Source organism: Bradyrhizobium sp. UFLA05-108, assembly GCF_059803455.1.
In genome coordinates this window covers 51,055-74,134 of the sequence record NZ_JBANAZ010000043.1, presented here as the reverse complement: position 1 = coordinate 74,134, position 23,080 = coordinate 51,055, and the positions used below count along the sequence as shown (strand labels likewise).

Genomic DNA, 23,080 nt, shown 5'->3' with positions numbered 1-23,080 from the left:
TGCCGACCCAATCACGGGCCGAGCTCCACATGAAGGAGGCGGCGAATGGGACAAGACGTCAGAAGTCCCCGAGGTCCACGGTGCATTGCACTGGTGGGCCCTTTCCAAAGCGGTAAAACCACTCTTCTCGAAGCGATTTTGGCACGAACGGGCGCAATCCCGCGTGCCGGTAGCGTCGATGCCGGTACTTCGGTGGGCGACGCCACGGCAGAGGCCCGCCATCACAAGATGACCGTGGGCCTGACGGCTGCCACCACGAGTTTCATGGGCGACAGCTACACCTTCCTCGATTGTCCGGGTTCCGTTGAGTTCGCTCACGACATGCGCGCGGCGCTGCCCGCGGTCGACGCAGCGGTCGTTGTGTGCGAGGCGGACGAGAAGAAGCTGCCGCAGCTTCAGATCATCCTGCGCGAGCTGGAGGAGATGAAGATCCCGCGCTTTTTGTTCCTCAACAAGATCGATCGCGCCAATAAGCGCATTCGCGAGACGCTCGAGACGTTGCAACCGGCCTCCCGCGTGCCGCTGGTGCTGCGCCAGATTCCGATCTGGAGTGGCGAGCTGATCGAGGGCTTCGTCGATCTCGCGCTCGAGCGCGCCTTCGTCTATCGCGAGCACAAGGCCTCCGAGGTCATCGCGCTCGAAGGCGGCAATCTCGACCGCGAGAAGGAAGCCCGCTTCTCGATGCTGGAGAAGCTCGCTGATCACGACGATGCACTGATGGAGCAACTGCTCGAAGACATCCAGCCGCCGCGTGATGCCGTGTTCGACGATCTCTCGCGCGAACTCCGCGAAGGCCTGATCTGTCCGGTGCTGCTGGGCGCGGCGGCGCGCGAGAACGGCGTGCTGCGCCTGATGAAGGCGCTGCGCCATGAGGCGCCCGGCATTGCCGAGACCGCCAAGCGGCTTGGCGCGCCCGATACCAAGGATGCGCTCGGCTATGTCTTCAAGACACTGCATTCGCAGCATGGCGGAAAGCTGTCGCTGACGCGGTTGCTTGCCGGCCATCTCGACGACGGCGCCACGCTGCAATCCGCCTCGGGTGGCGCGGGACGCATCTCCGGCATTCTCGCCGTCAACGGCGCCTATGATACCAAGCGCCCGTCGGCGGAGGTCGGCGACACGATCGCTCTTGGCAAGCTTGATGCGATCAAGACCGGCGACACGGTCTCGACCGGCAAGACCCAACCGTCTCAGCTGATCGCGGTCGAGCCGACGCCGCCTGTGCTTGCGATCTCGGTCGCGGCTACCGACCGCAAGGATGACGTCAAGCTTGGCCAGGCGCTTGCGCGGCTGCACGAGGAAGATCCCTCGCTGATGGTCGTGCAGAACGCCCAAACCCATGACACCGTGCTGTGGGGGCAGGGCGAGATGCACTTGCGCGTCGCCAGCGAGCGGCTGCGTGACCGTTTCGGCGTCAACGTCAAGTCTCATCCGCCGGCGATCGGGTACCAGGAGACAATCCGCAAGCCGATCGTCCAGCGCGGCCGGCACAAGAAGCAGTCCGGTGGCCACGGCCAGTTCGGCGACGTCGTGCTCGACATCAAGCCGCTCGCGCGTGGAGAAGGGTTCAAGTTCGCCGAGAAGGTGGTCGGCGGTGCGGTGCCTCGCAACTACATCCCGGCGGTGGAGGAAGGCGTCGTCGACGGCTTGACGCGCGGCCCGCTCGGCTTCCCCGTCACCGACGTCGCGGTGACGCTGACCGATGGCTCCTTTCACAGCGTCGACTCCTCCGATCTCGCGTTTCGCACGGCGGCGCGGGTCGGGCTCAACGAAGGCCTGCCGCAATGCCAGCCGGTGCTCCTGGAGCCGATCCATGTCGTCGAGATCGTCTGTCCGACGGATGCCACCGCCAAGATCAACGCGATCCTGTCGGCGCGCCGCGGCCAGATCCTCGGCTTCGACACCCGCGACGGCTGGAGCGGCTGGGACTGCGTGCGTGCCATGATGCCGGAGGCCGAGATCGGCGAGCTGATCGTCGAGTTGCGTTCGGCGACCGCCGGCTCCGGCAGCTTCACCCGCCAGTTCGATCACATGGCCGAGGTGACGGGGCGCGCCGCCGATCAGATCATCGCCGCGCATCGCGACGCGGCGTGACGGTGGCATTGCGTTTGACGGCCGGCCCCCGGGCCGGCCGTCAGCGTTCCTCTTTGTAAATTATTGGAGTTAGTGACCCTTGCTGGGCGCAGGTTTGCCGCTGGCCGCCCGCGGGCGACGCTCGCGTGCTTGACAGCGCGGGCCGGACGCGAAATGGATCGCCGAGAAATTCCCGGGAGGGATCGTTGCGAACCTGCGCCATCGAGGAAAACCGTGTCTAAGACGCCCGTAGCCTGTCTGATCGGATGGCCGGCGGCGCATTCGCGCTCACCGCTGATCCACCGCTACTGGCTGCGTACGCTCGGCATCGAGGGCGGCTATGTGATCGAGGCGGTGCCGCCGGACGACTTGCGCGACTTCGTGCTCCGGCTGTCGTTGCACGGTTTCGTCGGTGCCAACGTTACGATCCCGCACAAGGAAGACGTGCTCGCGCTCTCGATACCGGATGCGCGCGCCAAGGCGGTCGGTGCTGCCAACACGCTGTGGCTCGCGGGAAGCGAGCTGCATTCGACCAACACGGACGTCGAAGGCTTCATCAACAATCTCGACGCCAGCGCACCGGGTTGGGATGCGGCCGAGGAGGCGCTGGTGCTGGGTGCCGGCGGCTCATCGCGCGCGGTCGTGTTCGGCCTGCTCGAACGTGGCGTCAGCCGCGTCCATCTGGCCAACCGCACCATTGCGCGGGCCGAGGCGCTTGCGACGGCGTTCGGTTCGCGCGTGCAGCCCCTGGCCTGGGACGCGATCGGTGACGTGCTGCCGCGGGCAAGGCTGCTCGTCAACACGACCTCCCTCGGCATGCGCGGCCAGCCGGCGCTCGAACTCGAGATCGCGCGCCTGCCGCAACAGGCGGTCGTTGCCGACCTCGTTTATGTTCCGCTGATCACGCCACTGCTTGCAACCGCGCAGGCGCGCGGGCTGAAGACCGCCGACGGGCTCGGCATGCTCTTGCACCAGGCGGTGCGCGGCTTCGAGCTGTGGTTCGGCAAGCGGCCGCAGGTGACGGCGGAGCTGCGCGCGCTGGTCGAAGCCGATCTCACAAAATCTTGAGAGAATAGGACGCGGCCGCCGGGGTCCTGTCCTAGTGGGACAATCGGAGACTTTTCATGCCTGTTCAACGTGCAACTTTCACACGTCCGCTCGTCGCTGTCGCGATGGTGGGCCTGTCCACGCTCTATGCCGTCGCGCAGCAGGCGCCGGTGCCGACGCGGGTGCGTGGAACGATCGAAAAAGTCGACGGCGACGTGCTTGCCGTCAAGTCGCGCAGCGGCGAGGACGTCAAGCTTCGTGTCGCATCCGACCTGCGGGTCGCGGGGATCACCAGGATCGCCCTTTCCGATATCAAGGTCGGCTCCTTCATCGGAGCGACCACGGTGCCGGGACAGGATGGTGGCCAGAACGCCGTCGAGGTCCATGTCTTTCCGGAAAGCATGCGCGGCACCGGCGAGGGCTCGCGCCCCTGGGACCTGAAGCCGAACTCCAGCATGACCAATGCGACGGTGGCCGAAAGCGTGGTCGGCAATGACGGCCACACACTGCTGGTCAAGTACAAGGACGGCGAGAAGAAGGTGTTCGTCTCCGCCGATACGCCTGTGGTCACCTACGTGCCCGGCGAGAAATCGGACCTCAAGGCTGGCGCCAAGATCATCGCCTTCGTCAAGCAGCTGCCGGACGGATCGTTCGAGGCCAGCCGGGTCAGCGTCGGCCGCGACGGCCTGACGCCGCCGATGTGAGGCGCTCCCCGTGCGCGGGTCGGTTTTTGTGATCGGAACAAAGCGCAGGAAAGCGGAATAGGCATCCAGGTCCGGGGTTGCGATGATTGACCGGCGCAACCGCCCTGGAGAGACAGGCCATGCAGGAACTGATCACCCGGAGGCCATGCAGGCGCGTGGCCTCGCTCGCTACCATTGCCATTCTGTCTTCTACCATTCTGTCGTCTGCCATTCTGACTTCGATCGCATCGGCGCAGCAGGCGCCGACGGTGCGTATCCGCGGGACCATCGAGGCCGTCGATGGCAACATGCTCGGCATCAAGACCCGCGAAGGCAGTGACGTGAAGGTGCGCATGACCGACAACGTCGCCGTGTTCGCGGTCGTGAAGACCGCGCTGTCGGAGATCAAGGAGGGCTCTTATATCGGCGTCACCGGCATGCCCGAGCCCGACGGGTCGCAGCGGGCGATTGCCGTGCACATCTTCCCGGAGAACCAGCGCGGCGCGGCCGAAGGTTTTAGACCGTGGGATGCACGCGCCAACTCGACCATGACGAATGCGACCGTGGCCGAGACGGTCAAGGGCACCGACGGCCAGAATATCCTGCTCAAATACAAGGACGGCGAGAAGAAGATCGTGGTGCCGCCGGACACGCCGATCGTCACCTTCGTCGCCAGCGACAAGTCCGAGGTGAAGCCGGGCGCCAAGCTCATCATCTTCGGCGCGGCCAAGAAGGAGGACGGCTCGCTCGAAGCCAATCGCGTCAATGTCGGCCGCGACGGAGTGACGCCCCCGATGTGACGGCCGGCGTCACTTCCGGGGCGACACGGCTCGTCGTCCGGACCTGGGTTTCAGGGAGCCATCAAAGCGTTAGACCGATCCGAGCCCGGTCGACCGGTCGACCCCAGCAGGCTGCGGGTGCGCCGGTAGCCTGTTGAGCCCGGTCCATTTTGGTCGAAAGCCACCCTTCCTCCCGCGCGGGCCGTCGTATATCAGAGATTTGCCATCGAACCTGCCGATAATCCTCGGGAGCCAATTGCGATGGCGATGGTTATTTAATCCAAAGATCGCAATCTGACCTTAAGTCGATGCTGAGCGCATGCGACTATTCAACCGGGGTACGGCATGGCAAATCGATTGACGACGGCGCAATCCACTCGGGCGATGCGGCGTTGGCGGCCTGCCGGCCTTGTGACGATCGCGGCGATGGCCGTGCTGACGGCGCTGGCCACCGACGCCGCAGCGGCGAAGCAGGCGCGCCCCGCAGCCGAAGCGGTTGCGCCGCGCGCGGCGGGCGAGCCGATCATGGCGATCGTGTCGATCAAGAGCCAGCAAGTCACCTTCTACGACGCCGACGGCTGGATCCTGCGCGCACCGGTGTCGACCGGCACCACGGGACGCGAGACGCCGGCGGGTGTCTTCGCCGTCATCGAGAAGGACAAGGATCACCACTCGACCATGTATGACGATGCCTGGATGCCGAACATGCAGCGCATCACCTGGAACGGCATCGCGCTGCATGGCGGGCCGCTGCCCGGCTATGCGGCCTCACACGGCTGCGTGCGGATGCCCTATGGCTTTGCGGAGAATCTGTTCGACAAGACGAACATCGGGATGCGGGTGATCATCTCGCCGAACGACGCCGCACCAGTCGATTTCTCTCATCCGACGCTGTTCGTGCCTAAGAAGGAGGCCATTGCCGCGGCCCCGGCGCGGGCTGATACGCTTTCCCGCGAGGCGGAGGAGGCCACCGGGGCCGCCGACGAGACGAAGAAAGTCGCCACGACGACGGCACGCGAGGCCGCATCGCTCCCGGCATTGCTGCGCAATCGGGAACGGCTCAAGAAGAGCGCTGATGCCGAGCTCGCATACGCCGACAAGGTCCTCGCCGCCGCAAAGACCGATCAGGCGAGGGCCCGGGCCGAGGAGCTGAAGCAAAAAGCTGCCACCAAGGCTGCCGACGCGGCGACGCAGCTCGACAGCGCCAAAGCGAACGCGCAGCCGAAGCGCGACGCCGCCGCTGCCGCCAAAGACGCCGCCAAGGCGGCGGCGACCAGGAAGGCCGACGCCGTCAAGGCGGCGACCGAGGCGAAACTCGCGCTCGAACCGGTCTCGGTCTACATCAGCCGATCGACGCAGAAGCTCTACGTGCGGCGCAATACGCATAAGCCGGCGCCGGACGGCGGCGGCGAGGTCTTTGATACGAGCATCGAGGTTCCCGTTGCGATCCGCAATCCCGACAGGCCGCTCGGCACTCACATTTTCACGGCGATGGCGAAGAGCGATTCGGGCCTGCGCTGGAGTGTGGTCACGATCGACAGCGGCGACGACGCCAAGGACGCGCTCGACCGCATCACCATTCCGCAGGATGTGCTTGACCGTATCGCGCCGACCGCTGTGCCGCGGTCCTCGATCATCATCTCTGACGAGCCTCTGAGCAGCGAGACCAACTATCGCACCGAGTTCGTCGCGGTGCTGAACAACCAGCCCCAGGGCGGGTTTATTACGCGCAAGCCGACGGCCCCCATGGCCGTTGCGAGCGACGACGGTTGGGACAACAACGGCGGCTTCGGTTTCTTCTTCCAGCCGCGTGACCCGAACCTGCAACCCGTCAATCCGCGCCGGCGCGGCGGCGGCCAATACTGGCAGCCGCAACAGGGCTGGTGGTAAGACGCGCGCTACGTCGCGCGCGGGTCGTCCTTCGCAAGACCCTCATGGTGAGGAGCGCGGAGCGCGTCTCGAACCATGAAGGCCGAGATCTTACCCGCGGCCATCCTTCGAGACGCGCGTTCCGCGCTCCTCAGGATGAGGAAAAGAGTGCTTGTGACGCAGTAGGACTAGACCGCGATGATGTGGTCGTCGATCTCGTCCACCCTGTTGACGCCGCACAGGCCCATGGTCGTCAGCAGCTCCTTCTGAATGATGTCGATCGCCTTGGCGACGCCGGCCTGGCCGCCGGCGCCCAGCCCATACGCATAAGCGCGACCGATCATGCAGGATTTTGCACCGAGCGCGAGCGCGCGCATGACGTCCTGGCCGGAGCGGATGCCGCCGTCGAACATGATCTCCATCTTGTCGCCGACCGCATCCGCGATCTCAGGCAGCACCTCGATCGACGACGGCGCGCCGTCGAGCTGCCGGCCGCCATGGTTGGAGACGACCAGGGCTTGCGCGCCGGTCTTTGCGGCCTCCTCGGCATCCTCGACGTCGAGGATGCCTTTGATGATGAGCTTGCCCGGCCAGATGCTGCGGACCCACTCGACGTCCTTCCAGCTCAGCGATGTGTCGAACTGCGAGGCGGTCCATTCTGCGAGGCGATTGAGATCCTCGGTGTTCTTCACGTGGCCTGCGATGTTGCCGAAGGTGCGGCGCTTGCCGCGCAGCACGCCCGAGACCCAGGTCGGCTTGGTCGCGAAATCGACGAGTTTCGACAGCGACCACTCCGGCGGCACCGTCATGCCGTTCTTGATGTCGGCATGGCGCTGCCCGATCACCTGGAGATCGACGGTAAGCACCAGCGCGCTGCACTTGGCGGCAATCGCGCGCTGGATCAGGTCCTTGATGAAGCCGCGATCCTTCATCACGTAGAGCTGGAACCAGAACGGCTTCTCGACATTGGCGGCGATGTCCTCGATCGAGCAGATCGACATCGTCGACTGCGTGAACGGAATGCCCGCGGCTTGCGCTGCGCGGCAGGCGTGGATCTCGCCGTCGCCGTGCTGCATGCCGAGCAGCCCGACCGGCGCGAGAACGAGCGGCATCGTCGAGGGCTCGCCGAGGATCATGGTCGAGGTGTCGCGCTTGGAGACGTCGACCAGGATGCGCTGGCGAAACTTGATCTGCTGGAGATCGTCGCGATTGGCGCGCAGCGTTTCCTCGGCATAGGAGCCGCGGTCGCAATAGTCGAAGAACGCTTTCGGCACGCGCCGCTTGTGCAGCGCACGTAGGTCTTCAATGCAGGTGATATGCTTCATGACGTTCCCCGGCCCGTCCTTGCGTCGACGGATTTAGGGGTCATCTAGCATGGATGGGTGCTCAGCCAAATTGTTTGCGAAGAGGCCGCCATGACCAGACCGCGATCCGCGCCGAAATCCAGCGAGGCCGATGAGAAGCATCGCCTCGACGAGGCCCTCGAGGAAGGATTGGAGGAGACTTTTCCTGCCTCCGACCCCGTCAACGTCACTCAGCCCCCTCCGACCCGCGGCGACCAGCACGTAAAGCGTTCCGTTTAGGCACGGGTTCCAGCCTCGCAAGGCCTCTTGGGCAAGAGTTTCAGCGTTAACAACAGGTTATTGGGCCGGCGGCGGGCCGGGTTCCGTAACGATTCATTATATTTCTTGAAGCCAATTTAGCTGTGATGGCATTATAAGAACGCCAGCGAAATCAGGAATGGCGGAGCCGTGCATGGCATCCGCTAGTTGCATTGGGGATTCCTGGTTGCCGCGTGGGGGACTCATATGAGCCGCAAATATTTCGGGACCGACGGGATTCGAGGTCGCGCCAACGGACTGATCACACCGGAGCTCGCGCTCAAGGTCGGCCAGGCCGCCGGCCTTGCATTTCAGCGTGGTGACCATCGCCATCGGGTCGTGATCGGCAAGGACACGCGCCTGTCCGGCTACATGATCGAATATGCGATGGTCGCGGGCTTCACTTCCGTCGGCATGGACGTGCTGCTGGTCGGCCCGATGCCGACGCCGGCGGTCGCGATGCTGACCAAGTCGATGCGCGCTGATCTCGGCGTCATGATCTCGGCCTCGCACAATCTGTTCGAGGACAACGGCATCAAGCTGTTCGGTCCGCAGGGCTTCAAGCTGTCCGACGACGTCGAGAGGCAGATCGAGCAGTTGCTCGACGAATCCCTCGACAAGAAGCTTGCACAAAGTGCGAGCTTGGGCCGAGCCCGCCGCATCGACGGCGTCCATGACCGCTACATCGAATTCGCCAAGCGCACGCTGCCGCGCGATCTGTCGCTCGACGGGCTGCGCGTCGTCGTCGATTGCGCCAATGGCGCTGCCTACAGGGTGGTGCCGGAAGCGCTGTGGGAGTTGGGCGCCGACGTCGTGCCGATCGGCGTCGAGCCCGACGGCTTCAACATCAACAAGGAATGCGGCTCGACCTCGCCGGAAGCGCTGTCGAGGAAGGTGCGCGAGATGCGCGCCGACATCGGCATCGCGCTCGATGGTGACGCCGATCGCGTCATCCTGGTTGATGAGCGCGGCCACATCGTCGATGGCGACCAACTGCTCGCGGTGATCGCCCAGAGCTGGAAGGAAGACGGGAGGCTGTCGCGGCCCGGCATCGTCGCGACCGTGATGTCCAATCTCGGGCTCGAACGTTTCCTGAAAGGGCAGGGGCTTGATCTCGTGCGCACGCCGGTCGGCGACCGCTACGTGCTCGAGCAAATGCTGAGCGGCGGCTACAATCTTGGCGGCGAGCAATCCGGCCACATCATCCTGTCCGACTACGCCACCACCGGCGACGGCTTCGTTGCCGCCTTGCAGGTGCTGGCGGTGGTGCAGAAACTGCGGCGTCCGGTCTCCGAGGTCTGCCATCGCTTCGATCCGCTGCCGCAGATACTGAAGAACGTCCGCTACAAGAGCGGCAAGCCGCTCGACGACAGCGACGTCAAGTCGGCGATCTCCGACGGCGAGAAGCGGCTCAACGGCCACGGCCGGCTGCTGATCCGCTCCTCGGGCACCGAGCCCGTGATCCGCGTGATGGGCGAGGGCGAGGACCGCATCCTGGTCGAGGAAGTCGTCGACACGATCGTCTCCGCGCTCGGACAGGCTGCGGCTTAGGCGCAGCTCCCTTCCTCCTCCCCTTGTAGGAGAAGGTGGCGCGTAAGTATCGTAGGGTGGGCAAAGCGAAGCGTGCCCACCGCTTCATTTCATTCGAGGATAGATGGTGGGCACGGCGCAAGTGCGCCCTTGCCCACCCTACGATTCCGGACTCGCGGACAGAGTCAAACCCACGCATCCCAGCCATGGGCGATTGGCGGTGGTTCGGCCGCCGTCAGCATCGTACCTGTGAGATCGCGGCAATCTGCCGCGCAGGGGTTGCTGTATTGAACAAGCCTGTCGTCGTCTCTGATAAAACGTTGACCGAGCCGGTCGTCGTGACCGATGTCGCGCCCGTCGCGAAGATCACGAGCGCAGGGCCGGCCTATGTCGTGCTCGCCGGCATCAGCTTCTCGCATTTTCTCAACGACACCATGCAGTCGTTGATCGCGTCGGTGTATCCGATCCTGAAGGACACCTACGCACTCGACTTCGCGCAGATCGGCATGATCACGCTGGCCTTTCAGTTCACGGCCTCGCTGCTCCAGCCGGTAGTCGGGCATTACACCGACAAGAAGGCGCAGCCTTACTCGCTCTCGATCGGCATGGCCTCGACCTTCTTCGGCCTGTTGCTGCTCAGCGCCGCGCATCAGTATCTCATCATCCTGGTTGCGGCCGCGATGGTTGGCCTCGGCTCGGCGGTGTTTCACCCGGAGTCGGCGCGCATCGCGCGGCTTGCCTCCGGCGGCCGCTACGGCTTTGCGCAGTCGGTGTTTCAACTCGGCGGCAGTTTCGGCACGTCGATGGGCCCGGTGCTGGCGGCGCTGATCGTGGTGCCGTTCGGGCAGGGCAGCATCGCCTGGTTCTCCTCGATCGCGTTTCTCGCGATTCTCATCCTCTGGCGCATCGGCCGCTGGTACGCGCCGCAGATCACGACGAAGAAGGAGAAGCCGATCCATGCGCATCCGGACGCGCCGAGCTCGCGGCGCGTCGCGGTCGCGCTTCTGGTGCTGGTGGCGCTCCTGTTCTCCAAGCAGCTCTACGTCTCGAGCCTGTCGAGCTACTACATCTTCTACCTGATCGACCGCTTCGGCGTGTCGACGCAGGCAGCGCAGATGTACCTCTTCATCTTCCTGGCAGCGAACGCGGTCGGCGCGTTCCTCGGCGGTCCGCTCGGGGATCGCTTCGGCCGCAAGATCGTGATCTGGATCTCGATCGTCGGCGCGCTGCCGTTCACGCTGGCGCTGCCCTATGCCGGGCTCTCCGCGAGCGCCGTGCTCACAGTGTTCATCGGGCTGATTATCTCCTCGACGACGTCCTCGATCATCGTGTTCGCGCAGGAGCTGGTGCCGCACCGCTTCGGGATGATCTCGGGCGTGTTCTTCGGCGTGGCCTTCGGAATCGGTGGCCTTGGCGCGGCCGTGCTCGGCAAGCTCGCCGACCACACCTCGATCGAGTTCGTCTATCAGATCTGCGCCTACCTGCCGGCGATCGGCCTGCTGGCTGTGTTCCTGCCAAAACTGCCGCAGCACGCGCGTTAATTCGACGTCTCGCAGGCCGCGGCACCTTCATACATCGTTAGTAATTGCTGCGCGCAGGCGCCGCAGTTTTGCAACGCTCTGGTCGCACGCGCGTGTGCGGTGAGAAAAAATCAACCTTAAAAATTAGGGTTAAGTGGCGCTTAAGCATTTAGTGCCATCGTCCGCCCGTGAGTTTCAGAAAGTGAGGCGTCCTTGTTTGCCTCACCGGCCAAAAGGACGAAGCCAATGCGTAGCGTTAAGTCTCTCCTTGCCGCGGGTGCGGCAACCTTGATCTCGTCGGTGGCGTTCGCCGCCGATATGCCGATTGCCGCGCCGCCCATGTACGCGCCGGCTCCGCCCGCAGACTTCGGCGGCTGGTATCTGCGCGGCGATATCGGCTTCAGCAACCAGCGCGTTGACCGGTTGAACAATGTGCTCGATGCCACCACGACTTCGTCGGTGCAGAACCTCAGCTTCAACAACGCAGGAATCTTCGGGCTAGGCGCCGGCTACCGGTTCAACAACTGGTTCCGTGCCGACGTGACCGGTGAATATCGGGGCAATTCGCAGTTCTTCGGCACCGACCGCATCACTTATCCCGGCGGCGTCGGCACCGACACCTATCACGCGACGAAGAACGAATGGGTGGTTATGGCCAACGCCTATGTCGATCTCGGTACCTGGTGGTGCATCACGCCGTTCGTCGGTGCCGGCATCGGCACGGCGCGGGTTGCGATCAACGGCTTTACCGATCAGAGCATCGCAAACAACGGCGCCGGTGCGGTGCCCGGTCTCGCATTTGGTGATAACGTTGCGAAGTGGAACTTTGCCTGGGCGGCGCATGCCGGTCTCGCCTACAAGGTTTCTCCGGCCTTCACGGTTGAGCTTGCCTATCGCTACCTCGACATGGGCGATGGTCTGACCGGCGACCTCAAGACATTCGACGGCACCAACAACGTCTTCAATCCGACGACGTTCAAGCACCTCACGTCGCACGACCTGAAACTCGGCGTGCGCTGGAATCTCGACAGCCCGCCGGTCTACGCGCCGCCACCGCTGGTCACCAAGGGCTGATCGGCCACTCGATCGCTTAAGACTTCTTAACGGCGCGGGAGGATCCCGCGCCGTTTTGCTTTGCGTAAAATTCATGGCCTGATCGTGTCGAAATCGCGCAACGCAACCATTGGTTAAGGTTAACGGGCCATGATCATCCGCAACAAGAGTTCGATGGAGCGTTGCGATGCGTGGGCTTTGGTTTGTGGCGGCGATATTGGGGTCGGTCTCTGCCGCACACGCGGCCGACATGCCGGATCTCCCTGTCCTGCGCGGCACGCTCACCGATGGCTTGAGCAGGACGACGCACACCTGGGACGGTTGGTACGCCGGCGGCCAGTTCGGCTTTGCCATCTCCGAAATGGACTTCAGCCACGCCCCGAAATCAATGACGGACTTCATGCTGCGCAACAGCGTGCTGCAGGATTCTGTCGGGGGATGGTCGCTGTTGCCCAAGAACCATGTTCAGTCGACGGGCTTCGGCGCCTTTGTCGGCCGGGACTGGCAGTTTTACGACGCAGTATTGGGTCTAGAGGCCAACTATAGCTACATGAACAACATGGCCTCGACGGCAAGCGATTCGATGGAGCGGTTGATCGTCAATCCCGACGGCGAAAGCCCGCCCACGGGCCATACGCATTCCTACGACACGTTGCTCGCAGGCGGCGCAAGTTTGCAGCTTAAGGATTACGTGACTCTGCGCGGCCGCGTCGGATGGGCAGGCGGAGACTTCATGCCTTATGCATTCGGCGGCCTCGCGATCGGACGGGCCGAAGTCTCGCGATTTGCGACTGTCTCCTACGTCCTATGGGACGACTATGACGTGACGGCGGGCGGTGTCACGACACACTACCACCAGCAGATCGGTACGGGCTCGATGACCCAAACCGAGCAGCGCACAAACTCCTTCATCTACGGTTGGACCGCTGGTCTGGGACTAGAGTATATGCTCTGGGATTGCGTGTTCCTGCGCGGCGAATGGGAGCATGTCGGGTTCTCGCCGGCCAAGAACATCTCCGTCAACCTGAACAATTTCCGTCTCGGCGCCGGCTACAAGTTCTGAGCGCAGCGCATAGCACCGGTTGACAGGACCGCTCTGCCCTGATGCTTTGTCGCTGCAATTGGAGCAGCGGCGATGAAGATCTACGGCGACACGAACTCCGGCAATTGCCTGAAGGTGAAGTGGGTCTGCGACAGGCTCAAGCTGCCGTATCAGTGGGTCGAGATCGACACGCGCAAGGGCGAAACGCGCACGCCGCAATTCCTGGAGATGAACGGTGCCGGCCAGGTGCCGACCGTCGCGTTCGACGACGGCCGCACGCTGGCGCAGTCCAATGCCATCATCCGCTATCTTGCCCGCGAAAGCGATCTCATTCCGCGCGATGCCTTTGCCGCAGCCAAGATGGACGAATGGCTGTTCTGGGAGCAGTACAGCCACGAGCCCTATGTCGCGGTGTGCCGTTTCCAGATGGTCTATCTCGGCAAGGACGTCTCCGAGCTCGACCCGGAGAAGATCAAGCGCGGCTATGCGGCGCTTGACCGCATGGAGCAGCATCTCGTCACCAGCCGCTGTTTCGTCGGCGAGTCGACCTCGCTCGCCGACATATCGCTGCTGGCCTATACCCGTCTCGCCCATGAAGGCGGTTTTGATCTCGGCCGCCATGTTGCGATCCGGCGGTGGATTGCGGAGACCGAGAGCTGTCTTGGTCTTCCGCCGGCACGCTGAGCTCGGAGCCCGTCATGACCGCCGATATCATCTCGATCCGCCGCGCTCGCCGCGAAGACGTTGCCGCTGTTGTCGCGATGCTCGCCGACGATCATCTCGGCCGCGCACGCGAGCGCCTGGAGGAGCCGCTGCCCGAGTCCTATTTCAGGGCGTTCGATGCGGTCGACAAAAATCCCGGTCTGAGGCTCGTGGTCGCGGTGGACGGCACGGGCAGGGTGGTCGGCTGCCTGCAGCTCGCCATCCTGCCGGGCCTGAGCTCGCAAGGCGGTTCGCGTGGCCTCCTGGAAGACGTGCGCGTCGCCTCGGACTGCCGCAGCCGCGGCATCGGCGAGCAGCTCGTGCAATGGGCGGTGGCGGAGGCGCGCGCGAAGGGATGTAACCTGGTCGAGCTGTTGACGCATCAGAGCCGCGCCGATGCGCAACGCTTCTATAAGCGGCTCGGATTCACCGCGAGCCACGTCGGCATGACTGTCCGTTTTTGACGCACCTTCCGCGCGGCCGTTGCATCGTCTGCAAAATCTGCCTGCACATCCGTTTCGGTTAAGGGCTGATAAACTACCGGGCGTTCGTTCATGTTCGTCGGGGAACGATCGGTGCTAGGTTGCGTCTTGACACCGGGCTCGGTCGGTTCGGGGATTTCAATGACAAGCTATTCATTGATCAAGGTCGGCAACGACTACGTTGTGCAGGCCGACGACAAATGCATTTTAAAAGTCGCCAGCCGGCGCCGAGCGGCGCAGCTGATCAGCGAGGCGACGGGCTTGCTGAATGCCGTGGAAGCTCCTGAGAAGACGACGGAAACGGCATCACTCCACCGTGAGACGCCTAAACTTCCTTGACGATTCTGTCTGTTTCCCGTATTAGCCGCGGCGGGACACCTCCCCCCAACGGGAGGCTTACTATCTGGAAGGGTAGATCATGACTGCAGCGAAGCCCGCTTCGCGGCCCCTCGTGCCGCATTTCTCCTCCGGCCCCTGTGCCAAGCGCCCCGGCTGGACCGCCCAAAATCTCAAAGACGCAGCTCTCGGCCGTTCGCATCGTGCGAAGATCGGCAAGACCAAGCTCAAGCTCGCGATCGATCTGACGCGCGAAGTGCTCGAAGTGCCGGCCGATTATCGCATCGGCATCGTTCCGGCCTCCGATACTGGCGCGGTCGAGATGGCGCTGTGGTCGCTGCTCGGCGCACGCCCCGTCACCACGCTCGCGTGGGAATCGTTCGGCGAAGGCTGGGTCAGCGACATCGTCAAGGAATTGAAGCTCAAGGACGTCACCAAGCTCAATGCGGCTTATGGTGAGATCCCGGATCTTTCCAAGGTCGATCCGAACAGCGACGTCGTCTTCACCTGGAACGGTACCACCTCTGGAGTGCGCGTGCCGAACGCCGACTGGATCAGCGCGACTCGCGAAGGCCTGACCATCTGCGACGCCACCTCGGCCGCGTTCGCGCAGCCGCTCGATTGGTCCAAGCTCGACGTCGTCACCTTCTCCTGGCAGAAGGCGCTCGGCGGCGAGGCGGCGCATGGCATGCTGATCCTCTCGCCCCGCGCGGTGGAACGTCTCGAGACCTACAAGCCGGCTTGGCCGTTGCCGAAGATTTTCCGCATGACGAAGGGCGGCAAGATCAATGAAGGCATTTTCGTCGGCGAGACCATCAACACGCCGTCGATGCTCTGCGTCGAGGACTATCTTGACGCGTTGAACTGGGCCAAGTCGATCGGCGGCCTGAAGCCGCTGATCGCGCGTGCCGACGCCAACACCAAGGTGCTCGCCGACTGGAAGGCGAGGACGCCCTGGATCGACTTCCTGGCGAAAGACGCTTCGATCCGCTCCAACACCTCGGTGTGCCTGAAGTTCACCGATCCCGCGATCACCTCGCTCTCGTCCGACGCGCAGGCCGAGTTCTGCAAGAAGCTCGTCGCACTGGTCGAGAAGGAAAATGCGGGCTTCGACTTCGCGTATTATCGCGACGCGCCCGTGGGTCTGCGCATCTGGTGTGGCGCCACGGTGGAAGCGAAGGACGTCGAGCTCCTGACCCAGTGGATCGACTGGGCCTTTGCCGAGACCAAGGCCGCGCTGCCCAAGGCAGCGTAAACGCCTCGGCCCAATCATTGTCATGGCCGGATTTGATCCGGCCATCCATCGATCAAGAGAGATGGACCCGCGGGTAAGCCTGCGGGCGACACTCCGTAAATGCAGCTCGCACCACGGAACATTCCCATGACCAAACCGAAAGTTCTCATTTCCGACGCGCTCTCGCCCGCCGCCGTGCAGATCTTCAAGGATCGCGGCGTCGAGGTCGACTTCCAGCCCAACCTCGGCAAGGACAAGGACAAGCTGGCCGAGATCATCGGCAATTATGACGGCCTTGCGATCCGTTCGGCGACGAAAGCGACCGCCAAGATCATCGAGAAGGCGACCAACCTGAAGGTGATCGGCCGCGCCGGCATCGGCGTCGACAACGTCGAGATCCCGGCGGCCACCGCCAAGGGCATCATCGTGATGAACACGCCGTTCGGCAATTCCATCACGACCGCCGAACACGCCATCACCCTGATGCTGGCGCTGGCGCGCGAAATTCCGCAGGCTGACGCCTCCACCCAGTCCGGCAAGTGGGAGAAGAATCGCTTCATGGGCGTCGAGATCACCGGCAAGGTGTTAGGGGTGGTCGGCTGCGGCAATATCGGCTCGATCGTCTGCGACCGCGCGCTCGGCCTGCGCATGAAGGTCGTGGCCTTCGATCCCTTCCTGTCGCCGGAGCGCGCCAAGGACATCGGTGTCGAGAAGGTCGATCTCGATGACCTGCTCAAGCGCGCCGACTTCATCACCCTGCATACCCCGCTCACCGAGAAGACCAAGAACATCATCGACGCGGCCGCGATCGCCAAGATGAAGAAGGGCGTACGCCTGATCAACTGCGCCCGCGGCGGTCTGGTCGACGAGCAGGCGGTGGTGGATGCGCTGAATGCCAAGCACATTGCCGGCGCTGCCTTCGACGTCTTCATCGAGGAGCCCGCGACCTCGAACGTGCTGTTCGGGCATCCCAACGTGATCTGCACGCCGCATCTTGGTGCCTCCACGACCGAGGCGCAGGAGAACGTGGCGCTTCAGGTCGCTGAGCAGATGTCGGACTATCTGTTGTCAGGCGCGATCTCCAACGCCATCAACTTCCCCTCGATCACCGCCGAAGAAGCGCCGAAGCTGAAGCCCTTCATCGCGCTTGCCGAGAAGCTCGGTTCCTTCGCCGGCCAGCTCACCGAGACCGGCATCTCGAAGGTCACGATCACCTATGAGGGCCATGTTGCCGAGATGAAGATCAAGGCTCTGACCTCCGCCGTGCTGTCCGGCCTGCTGCGGCCGATGCTGGGCGAGGTCAATGTGGTGTCCGCTCCTGTCGTCGCCAAGGAGCGCGGCATGGTGGTGGATGAAGTGACCCGCGCCGCGCAGAGTGACTATGAAAGCCTGATCAGCGTGACGGTCGCGACGGAGCGCCAGGAGCGCTCGGTCTCCGGCACCGTCTATCACGACGGCAAGCCGCGGCTGGTCGACATCAAGGGCATCCGCGTCGATGCCGAGTTCGGTAAGTCGATGATCTACGTCACCAACGAGGACAAGCCGGGATTCATCGGCAAGTTCGCAAGCCTTTTGGGCGATGCCAAGATCAACATCGCCACCTTCCATCTCGGCCGTGTCGAGCAGGGTGGCGATGCCATCGCGCTCGTCGAGGTCGACGGTGCGGTGCCGGCGGAGCTGCTCGCCAAGGTGCAGGCGCTCCCGCAGGTCAAGCAGGCGAAGGCGCTGACGTTCTGACGATCACACCGGCGTCATGGCCGGGCATAGCCGTCCGAAGGACGGCGTGGCTTGCGCTCGCCTATGCCTGGCCATCCACGCGCCTCCATGCGTGCGGAAGGACGTGGGTGCCCGGGACAAGCCCGGGCATGACGAGTGTGGAGACAGTTCAGGCACGAAGATATTCCGATCTACGGAACAGACGCCGCCTCGCTTGCGAGTGCGGCGTTTTTCTTGGCACGCGCTGCCCTTTATTTCCCCGCGACCTTCGAAGTTTGTGTACCAATTGACCAACCAAGTCGTCCGACCAGGGAGAAAACAATGCGTGAAGCCGTCATCGTTTCCTATGCGCGCACGGGGCTGGCGAAGTCCGCTCGCGGCGGGTTCAACATCACTCCGCCGATGTCTCTCGCGGCCCACGCCATCCATCATGCGGTCGATCGTGCCGGCGTGGAGAAGGACTATGTCGAGGATTGCTATCTCGGCAATTGCGCCCACGGCGCTCCGAACATCGGCCGTCAGTCCGCGCTTCTCGCCGGTCTGCCGAAGACGACCGCCGGCGTCTCGGTGAACCGATTCTGCTCGTCGGGACTGCAGACCATCGCAATGGCCGCCAACTCGATCCGCTCCGATGGCGCCGACTGCATTGTCGCCGGCGGTGTCGAGAGCATCTCGATTCCTGGCGGCGGCTCGCCAAAGGAATCGATCGATCCGGAACTCTTGAAGGTTGCGCCCGACATCTTCATGGCGATGATCGACACTGCCGATATCGTCGCCGAGCGCTACAAGCTCAGCCGCGAATATCAGGACGAGTTCTCGCTGGAATCGCAGCGCCGCATGGCGGCCGCCCAGCAGGCGAACAAGTTCAAGGACGAGATCGTTCCGATGAAGACCAGGATGAAGGTGGTCGACAAGCAGACCAAGGCCGAGTCGATCGTCGATTACGTCGTCGATCGCGACGAGTGCAACCGGCCGGAGACCACGATGGAAGGTCTCGCCAAGCTCGAGCCGGTCAAGGGCCCCGGCAAGTTCGTGACCGCCGGCAACGCCAGCCAGCTCTCCGACGGAGCTGCGGCCGTGGTGCTGATGGAAGCCAAGGACGCGGAGAAGCGTGGGCTTCAGCCGCTGGGCCGCTTCGTTGCCTGGGCGACCGCCGGCTGCGAGCCGGACGAGATGGGCATTGGCCCGGTCTTCGCGATCCCGAAGCTGTTGAAGCGCACCGGCCTGAAGATCGACGACATCGATCTCTGGGAGCTCAACGAAGCCTTCGCCAGCCAGTGCCTGTATTGCCGCGACAAGCTCGGCATCGATCCCGCCAAGTACAACGTCAACGGCGGCTCGATCGCGATCGGTCATCCCTTTGGCATGACCGGCGCGCGTCTCACTGGTCACCTCTTGCAGGAAGGTCACCGCCGCAAGGCGAAGTGGGGCGTGGTGACCATGTGCATCGGCGGTGGCCAGGGCGGCGCCGGCCTGTTCGAGATCTATTAGCTAAGCAGACACCGCGGCACGCGACGACGAAGGCATGACGCTCCCGGGCGCCGTGCCTTTTTCATGCATCGCTGGCCGCACGCCCTTGCGCCAGTCGGTGATGGAGCAGCCGAAGCGGTGGCGGAACCAGCGCGCCATGGCGCTCTGCGCGGAAAAGCCGAGCTGCTCGGCGATCGCAGAGAGCGGCCGGCCGGGTTCTTCGATCAGCTGGGTGACGAGTTCGGCGCGCTGCGTGTCGAGGATCTCGGAAAAAGTGGTGCCGCATTCGGCAAGATGCCGATGGATGGTGCGGCGGGTGCAGGCCAGATGCTCGGCCACGCGCTCGACCGTGCATTCGCCACTCGAGAGCAGCGAGCGCACGACTTCGTCGACCTTCTCGTCCCAGCTCGCAGGCCGCGCATCGAGAGCCTCGATACGCTTGCGCAGATAGCTCGCGACCAGGGGATGCGCGCTGGGGATTCGGCGCTCCATGTCGTGGGCCGATAGCAGCAGCGCGTTGGCTGCGGCATTGAAGGTCACCGGGCAGCCGAAGAATTCGCGATAGCGCTTGCGGTCGCGGGGCGGCGGATAGTGGAGGTGAACCTCCAGCGGCCGCCAGTCGCTGCCGAACAGCGACTGGATGATGCGGTGGACGCTGCCGAGCGCCATGTCGATGGACTGGCGCGGCGCACGCGGACGCCGTCCGCGCAAATGCATCGTGATGGTCACGATCTTCTTGTCGCGCGTGACGTCGAGCCGCATGCCATCGTGGTGGATATGGATGAAACGCGACAGCGCCTGGATTGCATCACCAATGGTGGCCTGCTCGCGAACGATGAGCCCGACCGGCCCGAGATTGGTCAGGCCGCCGAGCTCGGCGAGGCGCAAGCCGAAATCTTCGGCACCGGAGGCTTCCGCCGATGTTTCAAGCAGGCGGCGAAGACCCGCGACGGCGATGCGAACGTCGGGCTTTTCAAGGCAGGCCAGCGGAAGCCTGACCTTGCGCATCATCTGCTTAGGATCGAGGCCCGACGACCGGGCGACCTCGGGATAGTAGGTAAGGCCTGCGCTGCGAATGAGATCGGTCATGCGAACCGCTCCTGCCAGCCATTCCCGCAGTTGTCCCGAAATGTAAAATTTCTGTCCCAATCAGTCAAATCCCGGAACCAGGCTGAACATACATATCGAAAACCGAAGCACCGGCGTGGATGCCGGTTCATGACGGCGCGGCAAGGCGATGCAGCCTCGACGCCGTCTCGGCCCTTTTGACCAAGACATTGCTGAGCAGGATGATGCCGGGAAACACGCTTTCCAAGGGTGAGGTATTCGTCATCGATACTGACGCGTCCTTCCGCGAACAACTTTCTATGGCGCTCGAGCAGCAGGCCTATGAGGTCATCTGCTTTGCCGATGGTGCGTCTCTCTTGTTGGAGGCGAAGGTGCGCATGCCGGCCTGTGTTCTGCTTGAGATGCAGGCGCCGGATCAATCCGGCCTCGACGTCCTGAAGCGACTGCGCGCGGAAAATTGCATGGCGCCGGTCCTGGTGACGTCTGCCAATGGCAGCATCGCCATGGCGGTCGATGCCATCAAGAGCGGTGCGTTCGATTTCATCGAGAAGCCGTTCGAGAGTCATGAGATTGTCGGCCGGATCGATGCCGCCATCGATGAATTCGCCCAGCCGGATGCGAACCGGCAGCGCTGGCTTGCCGGTTGCGAGCCACTCACGGGGCGCGAAAGCGAGGTGCTGCAGCACCTTGCGGCCGGTTACACCAACAAAGAGATCGCTCGGGCGATGCGCCTGAGCGCGCGGACGGTTGAGGGCTACCGCGCCAGCATTCTGAGAAAGGCCGGCGCGAAGAACGTCACGGATATGCTCCGCCGGATCTACGGCCAAGGGTGAATCAAGCGTGAACCAAGGCTGAACCGGAGCTGTGCGCTGACGCGGCCAGATGACGCGTTCCGCGGCCATGGGGCGGCCGCGGTGCCGCCGCACGGAAACCCCAATCGAACCGGTTCCTTACCTGCTGCGTCTCACCACGATGGCGAGGCGTTTTTCGCCGCATCCGGCTGGCGATGTGGCGACATTGGCAGGAGGGAAATTCATGCGAACGATCGCGAAGAGTCTGGCGACGACGAGCCTGGTCCTGGTCACGTCGGCGATTGCGCTGCCGTCATGGGCGGCCGATCTGGATGCGACGTCGGCCATCGATGCCGTCACGGTCTACCCGGACGGCGCGAGCGTCACCCGCGTCGTCACGCTGGACCTGCCGTCGGGTGACTCGACGCTGGTCGCAAAGGATTTCCCGCTCGGCCTCGACACGTCCTCCTTGCGGGTTGAGGGCGAGGCGGGTGCAAAGCTCACCATCGGCACGATCGACGCGCGGCCGCCACGCCTAGCACCTCCGGTCAATCTGCCGGAACTCGACAAGCGCATCGAGACCTTGAAGGACGAGCGCGCGGATTTGCAGGGCGCGATCGATGCCGCCAATGCCCGACGCAAGTTTGCCGAACGCTTTGCCGAGGCCTCTCCCGCCGGCATCGGCGAGAAGGGCGAGGCCCGGCCGATGACCGAGTGGCGCGCGGCCTTCTCCGCGGTTGCCGAGGAAATCGCCACTGCCGATACCGCGATCCGCGATGCCATGCGAAAGCAGCGTGAGATCGATCGCCAGATCGCCCAGCTCGAAGCCGATCGCGCGGCCAAGCCGCCGAGCAAGCTGGAGGTGCGGGCCGAAATCGCCTCCGCAGCCGCGACGAAGGCGACGCTGCGGGTGACCTACAACGTGCGCAATGCGCGCTGGGCGCCGCTCTACGACGCCCGCCTCGACACTGGCGCCAGGGACCACAAGCCGCAACTCGAACTGGTACGCCGCGCGGAAATTACCCAGTCGACCGGCGAGGACTGGTCGAATGTCAGCCTCGGAGTCTCCACCGTTCGAGTCAGCCGCGGCGGCAGCGCGCCGGAGCTGAATTCGCTGGTCGTCCGCTATCCGCAGCTTCCGAAGCCGCTGGCCTTGGGAGGGCGGTCCGACGTGGCGATGCCTGCGCCGGACATGACGCGGCAGGCGCAGTCGCCGGCAATGGCCAAGGCCATAGAGGCCCCGGAGCCCCGCGAGCGTGCGGATGAGCAGCAGGCCAATGCCGAGATCGGCGATTTCCAGGCCGTCTACCAGATCGCGGGCCGCGTCAGCCTTGGGGCCAACGAAGGCGCCAAGAGCCTGCTCATCTCCACCATGACGGTCACGCCGGACCTCGCCATCCGCGCCGCGCCGGTGGTGGATCCGACCGCCTATCTCGAGGCCTCGTTCAAGCTCTCCGACGACACCAATCTTTTGCCCGGCAAGGTCGCGATCTTCCGCGACGGCGTGTTCGTCGGCCGCAGCAAGTTCTCCACCGCCGCGCGGACGGAGGCGATCCGCCTCGGCTTCGGCGCCGACGACAAGATCAAGATCGAGCGCGCGGTGATTCGGCAGAACGAGGGCACGGCGGGCGTGATCTCTTCGTCAAAGACCGACGCGCGCTCGTTCCGGACCGTCGTGCGCAACGGTCACGATTTCCCAATCCGCATCGCGATCGAGGATCAGCTCCCGGTCAGCGAGAACGAGGACATCGCGGTCGAGATGCTGTCCGCGACCACGCCGCCCACGTCGACCAATCTGCGCGACAAGCGCGGTGTGCTGGAATGGGCGTTCGACGCCAAGCCCGGCGAGGTGAAGGAGATCAAGTTCGGCTGGCGCGTGCGCTGGCCCAAGGACAAGGGCATCGTCATGGTGCCGGCGGGCTGAGGCGTTCTTAACCTCGCCCCGCACTCTCTGTTTGTCATGCCCTGGCTTGACACGGGCATCCAGTACGCCGCGGCTTCTCGATTCAAGCTCAGGCGTCTCTGGAATACTGGATCGCCCGGTCAAGCCGGGCGATGACAGCTTGGGTGTGGAGATGGCAAAC

20 protein-coding genes are annotated in these 23,080 nt (G+C 64.0%); 18 read left to right on the top strand and 2 right to left on the bottom strand.

The window, feature by feature from the left end; translation table 11 throughout:
• Positions 1 to 45: 45 nt before the first annotated feature.
• The 5 genes from SO140_RS28185 (at position 46) to SO140_RS28165 (ending at position 6,472) form a co-directional block, all read left to right on the top strand.
• Positions 46 to 2,094, top strand: a complete 2,049-nt coding sequence (locus SO140_RS28185; RefSeq protein WP_449377889.1) for an elongation factor G — start codon at positions 46 to 48, stop codon at positions 2,092 to 2,094.
• Between the two features lie 213 nt (positions 2,095 to 2,307).
• The gene (locus tag SO140_RS28180) at positions 2,308 to 3,141 is read left to right on the top strand and encodes a shikimate dehydrogenase (protein ID WP_449377890.1); all 834 of its coding nucleotides are present in this window, start codon (positions 2,308 to 2,310) and stop codon (positions 3,139 to 3,141) included.
• Between the two features lie 56 nt (positions 3,142 to 3,197).
• Positions 3,198 to 3,824 (top strand): hypothetical protein, encoded by a 627-nt coding sequence (locus SO140_RS28175; RefSeq protein WP_449377891.1) that lies wholly within the window; start codon positions 3,198 to 3,200, stop codon positions 3,822 to 3,824.
• Positions 3,825 to 3,943: 119 nt separating this feature from the next.
• Positions 3,944 to 4,603: a single stranded DNA-binding domain-containing protein gene (locus SO140_RS28170; protein ID WP_474798350.1), complete on the top strand. Its 660-nt coding sequence runs from the start codon at positions 3,944 to 3,946 to the stop codon at positions 4,601 to 4,603.
• 324 nt (positions 4,604 to 4,927) lie between these two features.
• Positions 4,928 to 6,472 carry a L,D-transpeptidase gene (locus tag SO140_RS28165; protein WP_474798352.1) on the top strand — a complete coding sequence of 515 codons (1,545 nt, stop codon included), beginning with the start codon at positions 4,928 to 4,930 and terminating at the stop codon, positions 6,470 to 6,472.
• A gap of 167 nt (positions 6,473 to 6,639) precedes the next feature.
• Here SO140_RS28165 and SO140_RS28160 read toward each other — a convergent pair whose 3' ends face one another.
• Positions 6,640 to 7,776: an alpha-hydroxy acid oxidase gene (locus tag SO140_RS28160; RefSeq protein WP_449377894.1), complete on the bottom strand. Its 1,137-nt coding sequence runs from the start codon at positions 7,774 to 7,776 to the stop codon at positions 6,640 to 6,642.
• A 90-nt stretch (positions 7,777 to 7,866) separates the two neighbouring features.
• Here SO140_RS28160 and SO140_RS28155 point away from each other — a divergent pair, with 90 nt between their 5' ends.
• The 11 genes from SO140_RS28155 to SO140_RS28105 all read left to right on the top strand — a co-directional run bounded on the left by SO140_RS28155 (position 7,867) and on the right by SO140_RS28105 (position 19,158).
• Positions 7,867 to 8,034: a hypothetical protein gene (locus SO140_RS28155; RefSeq protein WP_449377895.1), complete on the top strand. Its 168-nt coding sequence runs from the start codon at positions 7,867 to 7,869 to the stop codon at positions 8,032 to 8,034.
• A gap of 225 nt (positions 8,035 to 8,259) precedes the next feature.
• Positions 8,260 to 9,603 carry a phosphoglucosamine mutase gene (gene glmM / locus SO140_RS28150; protein ID WP_449377896.1) on the top strand — a complete coding sequence of 448 codons (1,344 nt, stop codon included), beginning with the start codon at positions 8,260 to 8,262 and terminating at the stop codon, positions 9,601 to 9,603.
• A 266-nt stretch (positions 9,604 to 9,869) separates the two neighbouring features.
• Positions 9,870 to 11,123, top strand: a complete 1,254-nt coding sequence (locus SO140_RS28145; protein WP_449377897.1) for an MFS transporter — start codon at positions 9,870 to 9,872, stop codon at positions 11,121 to 11,123.
• Between the two features lie 225 nt (positions 11,124 to 11,348).
• Positions 11,349 to 12,176 (top strand): outer membrane protein, encoded by an 828-nt coding sequence (locus tag SO140_RS28140; RefSeq protein ID WP_449377898.1) that lies wholly within the window; start codon positions 11,349 to 11,351, stop codon positions 12,174 to 12,176.
• Between the two features lie 166 nt (positions 12,177 to 12,342).
• Positions 12,343 to 13,218, top strand: a complete 876-nt coding sequence (locus SO140_RS28135) for an outer membrane protein (RefSeq protein ID WP_449377899.1) — start codon at positions 12,343 to 12,345, stop codon at positions 13,216 to 13,218.
• A gap of 72 nt (positions 13,219 to 13,290) precedes the next feature.
• Positions 13,291 to 13,881, top strand: a complete 591-nt coding sequence (locus SO140_RS28130) for a glutathione S-transferase family protein (RefSeq protein WP_449377900.1) — start codon at positions 13,291 to 13,293, stop codon at positions 13,879 to 13,881.
• A 14-nt stretch (positions 13,882 to 13,895) separates the two neighbouring features.
• On the top strand, positions 13,896 to 14,363 hold the full coding sequence (locus tag SO140_RS28125; protein ID WP_449377901.1) for a GNAT family N-acetyltransferase: 468 nt from the start codon (positions 13,896 to 13,898) through the stop codon (positions 14,361 to 14,363).
• 159 nt (positions 14,364 to 14,522) lie between these two features.
• A complete protein-coding gene (locus tag SO140_RS28120; protein ID WP_449377902.1) occupies positions 14,523 to 14,720 on the top strand; it encodes a hypothetical protein in 198 nt (65 codons plus the stop codon).
• Positions 14,721 to 14,799: 79 nt separating this feature from the next.
• The gene (locus tag SO140_RS28115) at positions 14,800 to 15,972 is read left to right on the top strand and encodes a phosphoserine transaminase (protein ID WP_449377903.1); all 1,173 of its coding nucleotides are present in this window, start codon (positions 14,800 to 14,802) and stop codon (positions 15,970 to 15,972) included.
• Between the two features lie 126 nt (positions 15,973 to 16,098).
• Positions 16,099 to 17,688, top strand: coding sequence for a phosphoglycerate dehydrogenase (gene serA, locus SO140_RS28110; RefSeq protein ID WP_449377904.1), 1,590 nt, complete (start codon positions 16,099 to 16,101; stop codon positions 17,686 to 17,688).
• Positions 17,689 to 17,988: 300 nt separating this feature from the next.
• Entirely contained in the window at positions 17,989 to 19,158 is a 1,170-nt protein-coding gene (locus SO140_RS28105) for a thiolase family protein (protein WP_449377905.1), read from the top strand.
• Here SO140_RS28105 and SO140_RS28100 read toward each other — a convergent pair whose 3' ends face one another.
• The gene (locus SO140_RS28100) at positions 19,159 to 20,226 is read right to left on the bottom strand and encodes an AraC family transcriptional regulator (RefSeq protein WP_474798358.1); all 1,068 of its coding nucleotides are present in this window, start codon (positions 20,224 to 20,226) and stop codon (positions 19,159 to 19,161) included.
• A 203-nt stretch (positions 20,227 to 20,429) separates the two neighbouring features.
• On the opposite strand from SO140_RS28100, the gene SO140_RS28095 reads away from it, so the two are divergent.
• Both SO140_RS28095 and SO140_RS28090 read left to right on the top strand, forming a co-directional pair.
• Positions 20,430 to 21,038, top strand: coding sequence for a response regulator transcription factor (locus SO140_RS28095; protein WP_449377907.1), 609 nt, complete (start codon positions 20,430 to 20,432; stop codon positions 21,036 to 21,038).
• Between the two features lie 202 nt (positions 21,039 to 21,240).
• Entirely contained in the window at positions 21,241 to 22,920 is a 1,680-nt protein-coding gene (locus tag SO140_RS28090) for a mucoidy inhibitor MuiA family protein (protein WP_449377908.1), read from the top strand.
• Positions 22,921 to 23,080 lie beyond the last annotated feature (160 nt).

Bases quoted from the DNA above. Each gene is read 5' to 3' on its own strand.
- SO140_RS28090 (WP_449377908.1), top strand. From the start codon at position 21,241: ATGCGAACGATCGCGAAGAGTCTGGCGACGACGAGCCTGGTCCTGGTC.
- SO140_RS28175 (WP_449377891.1), top strand. From the start codon at position 3,198: ATGCCTGTTCAACGTGCAACTTTCACACGTCCGCTCGTCGCTGTCGCG.
- SO140_RS28115 (WP_449377903.1), top strand. From the start codon at position 14,800: ATGACTGCAGCGAAGCCCGCTTCGCGGCCCCTCGTGCCGCATTTCTCC.
- SO140_RS28125 (WP_449377901.1), top strand. From the start codon at position 13,896: ATGACCGCCGATATCATCTCGATCCGCCGCGCTCGCCGCGAAGACGTT.
- SO140_RS28135 (WP_449377899.1), top strand. From the start codon at position 12,343: ATGCGTGGGCTTTGGTTTGTGGCGGCGATATTGGGGTCGGTCTCTGCC.
- SO140_RS28160 (WP_449377894.1), bottom strand. From the start codon at position 7,776: ATGAAGCATATCACCTGCATTGAAGACCTACGTGCGCTGCACAAGCGG.
- SO140_RS28155 (WP_449377895.1), top strand. From the start codon at position 7,867: ATGACCAGACCGCGATCCGCGCCGAAATCCAGCGAGGCCGATGAGAAG.
- SO140_RS28170 (WP_474798350.1), top strand. From the start codon at position 3,944: ATGCAGGAACTGATCACCCGGAGGCCATGCAGGCGCGTGGCCTCGCTC.
- SO140_RS28140 (WP_449377898.1), top strand. From the start codon at position 11,349: ATGCGTAGCGTTAAGTCTCTCCTTGCCGCGGGTGCGGCAACCTTGATC.
- SO140_RS28185 (WP_449377889.1), top strand. From the start codon at position 46: ATGGGACAAGACGTCAGAAGTCCCCGAGGTCCACGGTGCATTGCACTG.
- SO140_RS28165 (WP_474798352.1), top strand. From the start codon at position 4,928: ATGGCAAATCGATTGACGACGGCGCAATCCACTCGGGCGATGCGGCGT.
- SO140_RS28100 (WP_474798358.1), bottom strand. From the start codon at position 20,226: ATGACCGATCTCATTCGCAGCGCAGGCCTTACCTACTATCCCGAGGTC.
- SO140_RS28130 (WP_449377900.1), top strand. From the start codon at position 13,291: ATGAAGATCTACGGCGACACGAACTCCGGCAATTGCCTGAAGGTGAAG.
- SO140_RS28105 (WP_449377905.1), top strand. From the start codon at position 17,989: ATGCGTGAAGCCGTCATCGTTTCCTATGCGCGCACGGGGCTGGCGAAG.
- SO140_RS28095 (WP_449377907.1), top strand. From the start codon at position 20,430: ATGCCGGGAAACACGCTTTCCAAGGGTGAGGTATTCGTCATCGATACT.
- SO140_RS28120 (WP_449377902.1), top strand. From the start codon at position 14,523: ATGACAAGCTATTCATTGATCAAGGTCGGCAACGACTACGTTGTGCAG.
- serA (WP_449377904.1), top strand. From the start codon at position 16,099: ATGACCAAACCGAAAGTTCTCATTTCCGACGCGCTCTCGCCCGCCGCC.
- glmM (WP_449377896.1), top strand. From the start codon at position 8,260: ATGAGCCGCAAATATTTCGGGACCGACGGGATTCGAGGTCGCGCCAAC.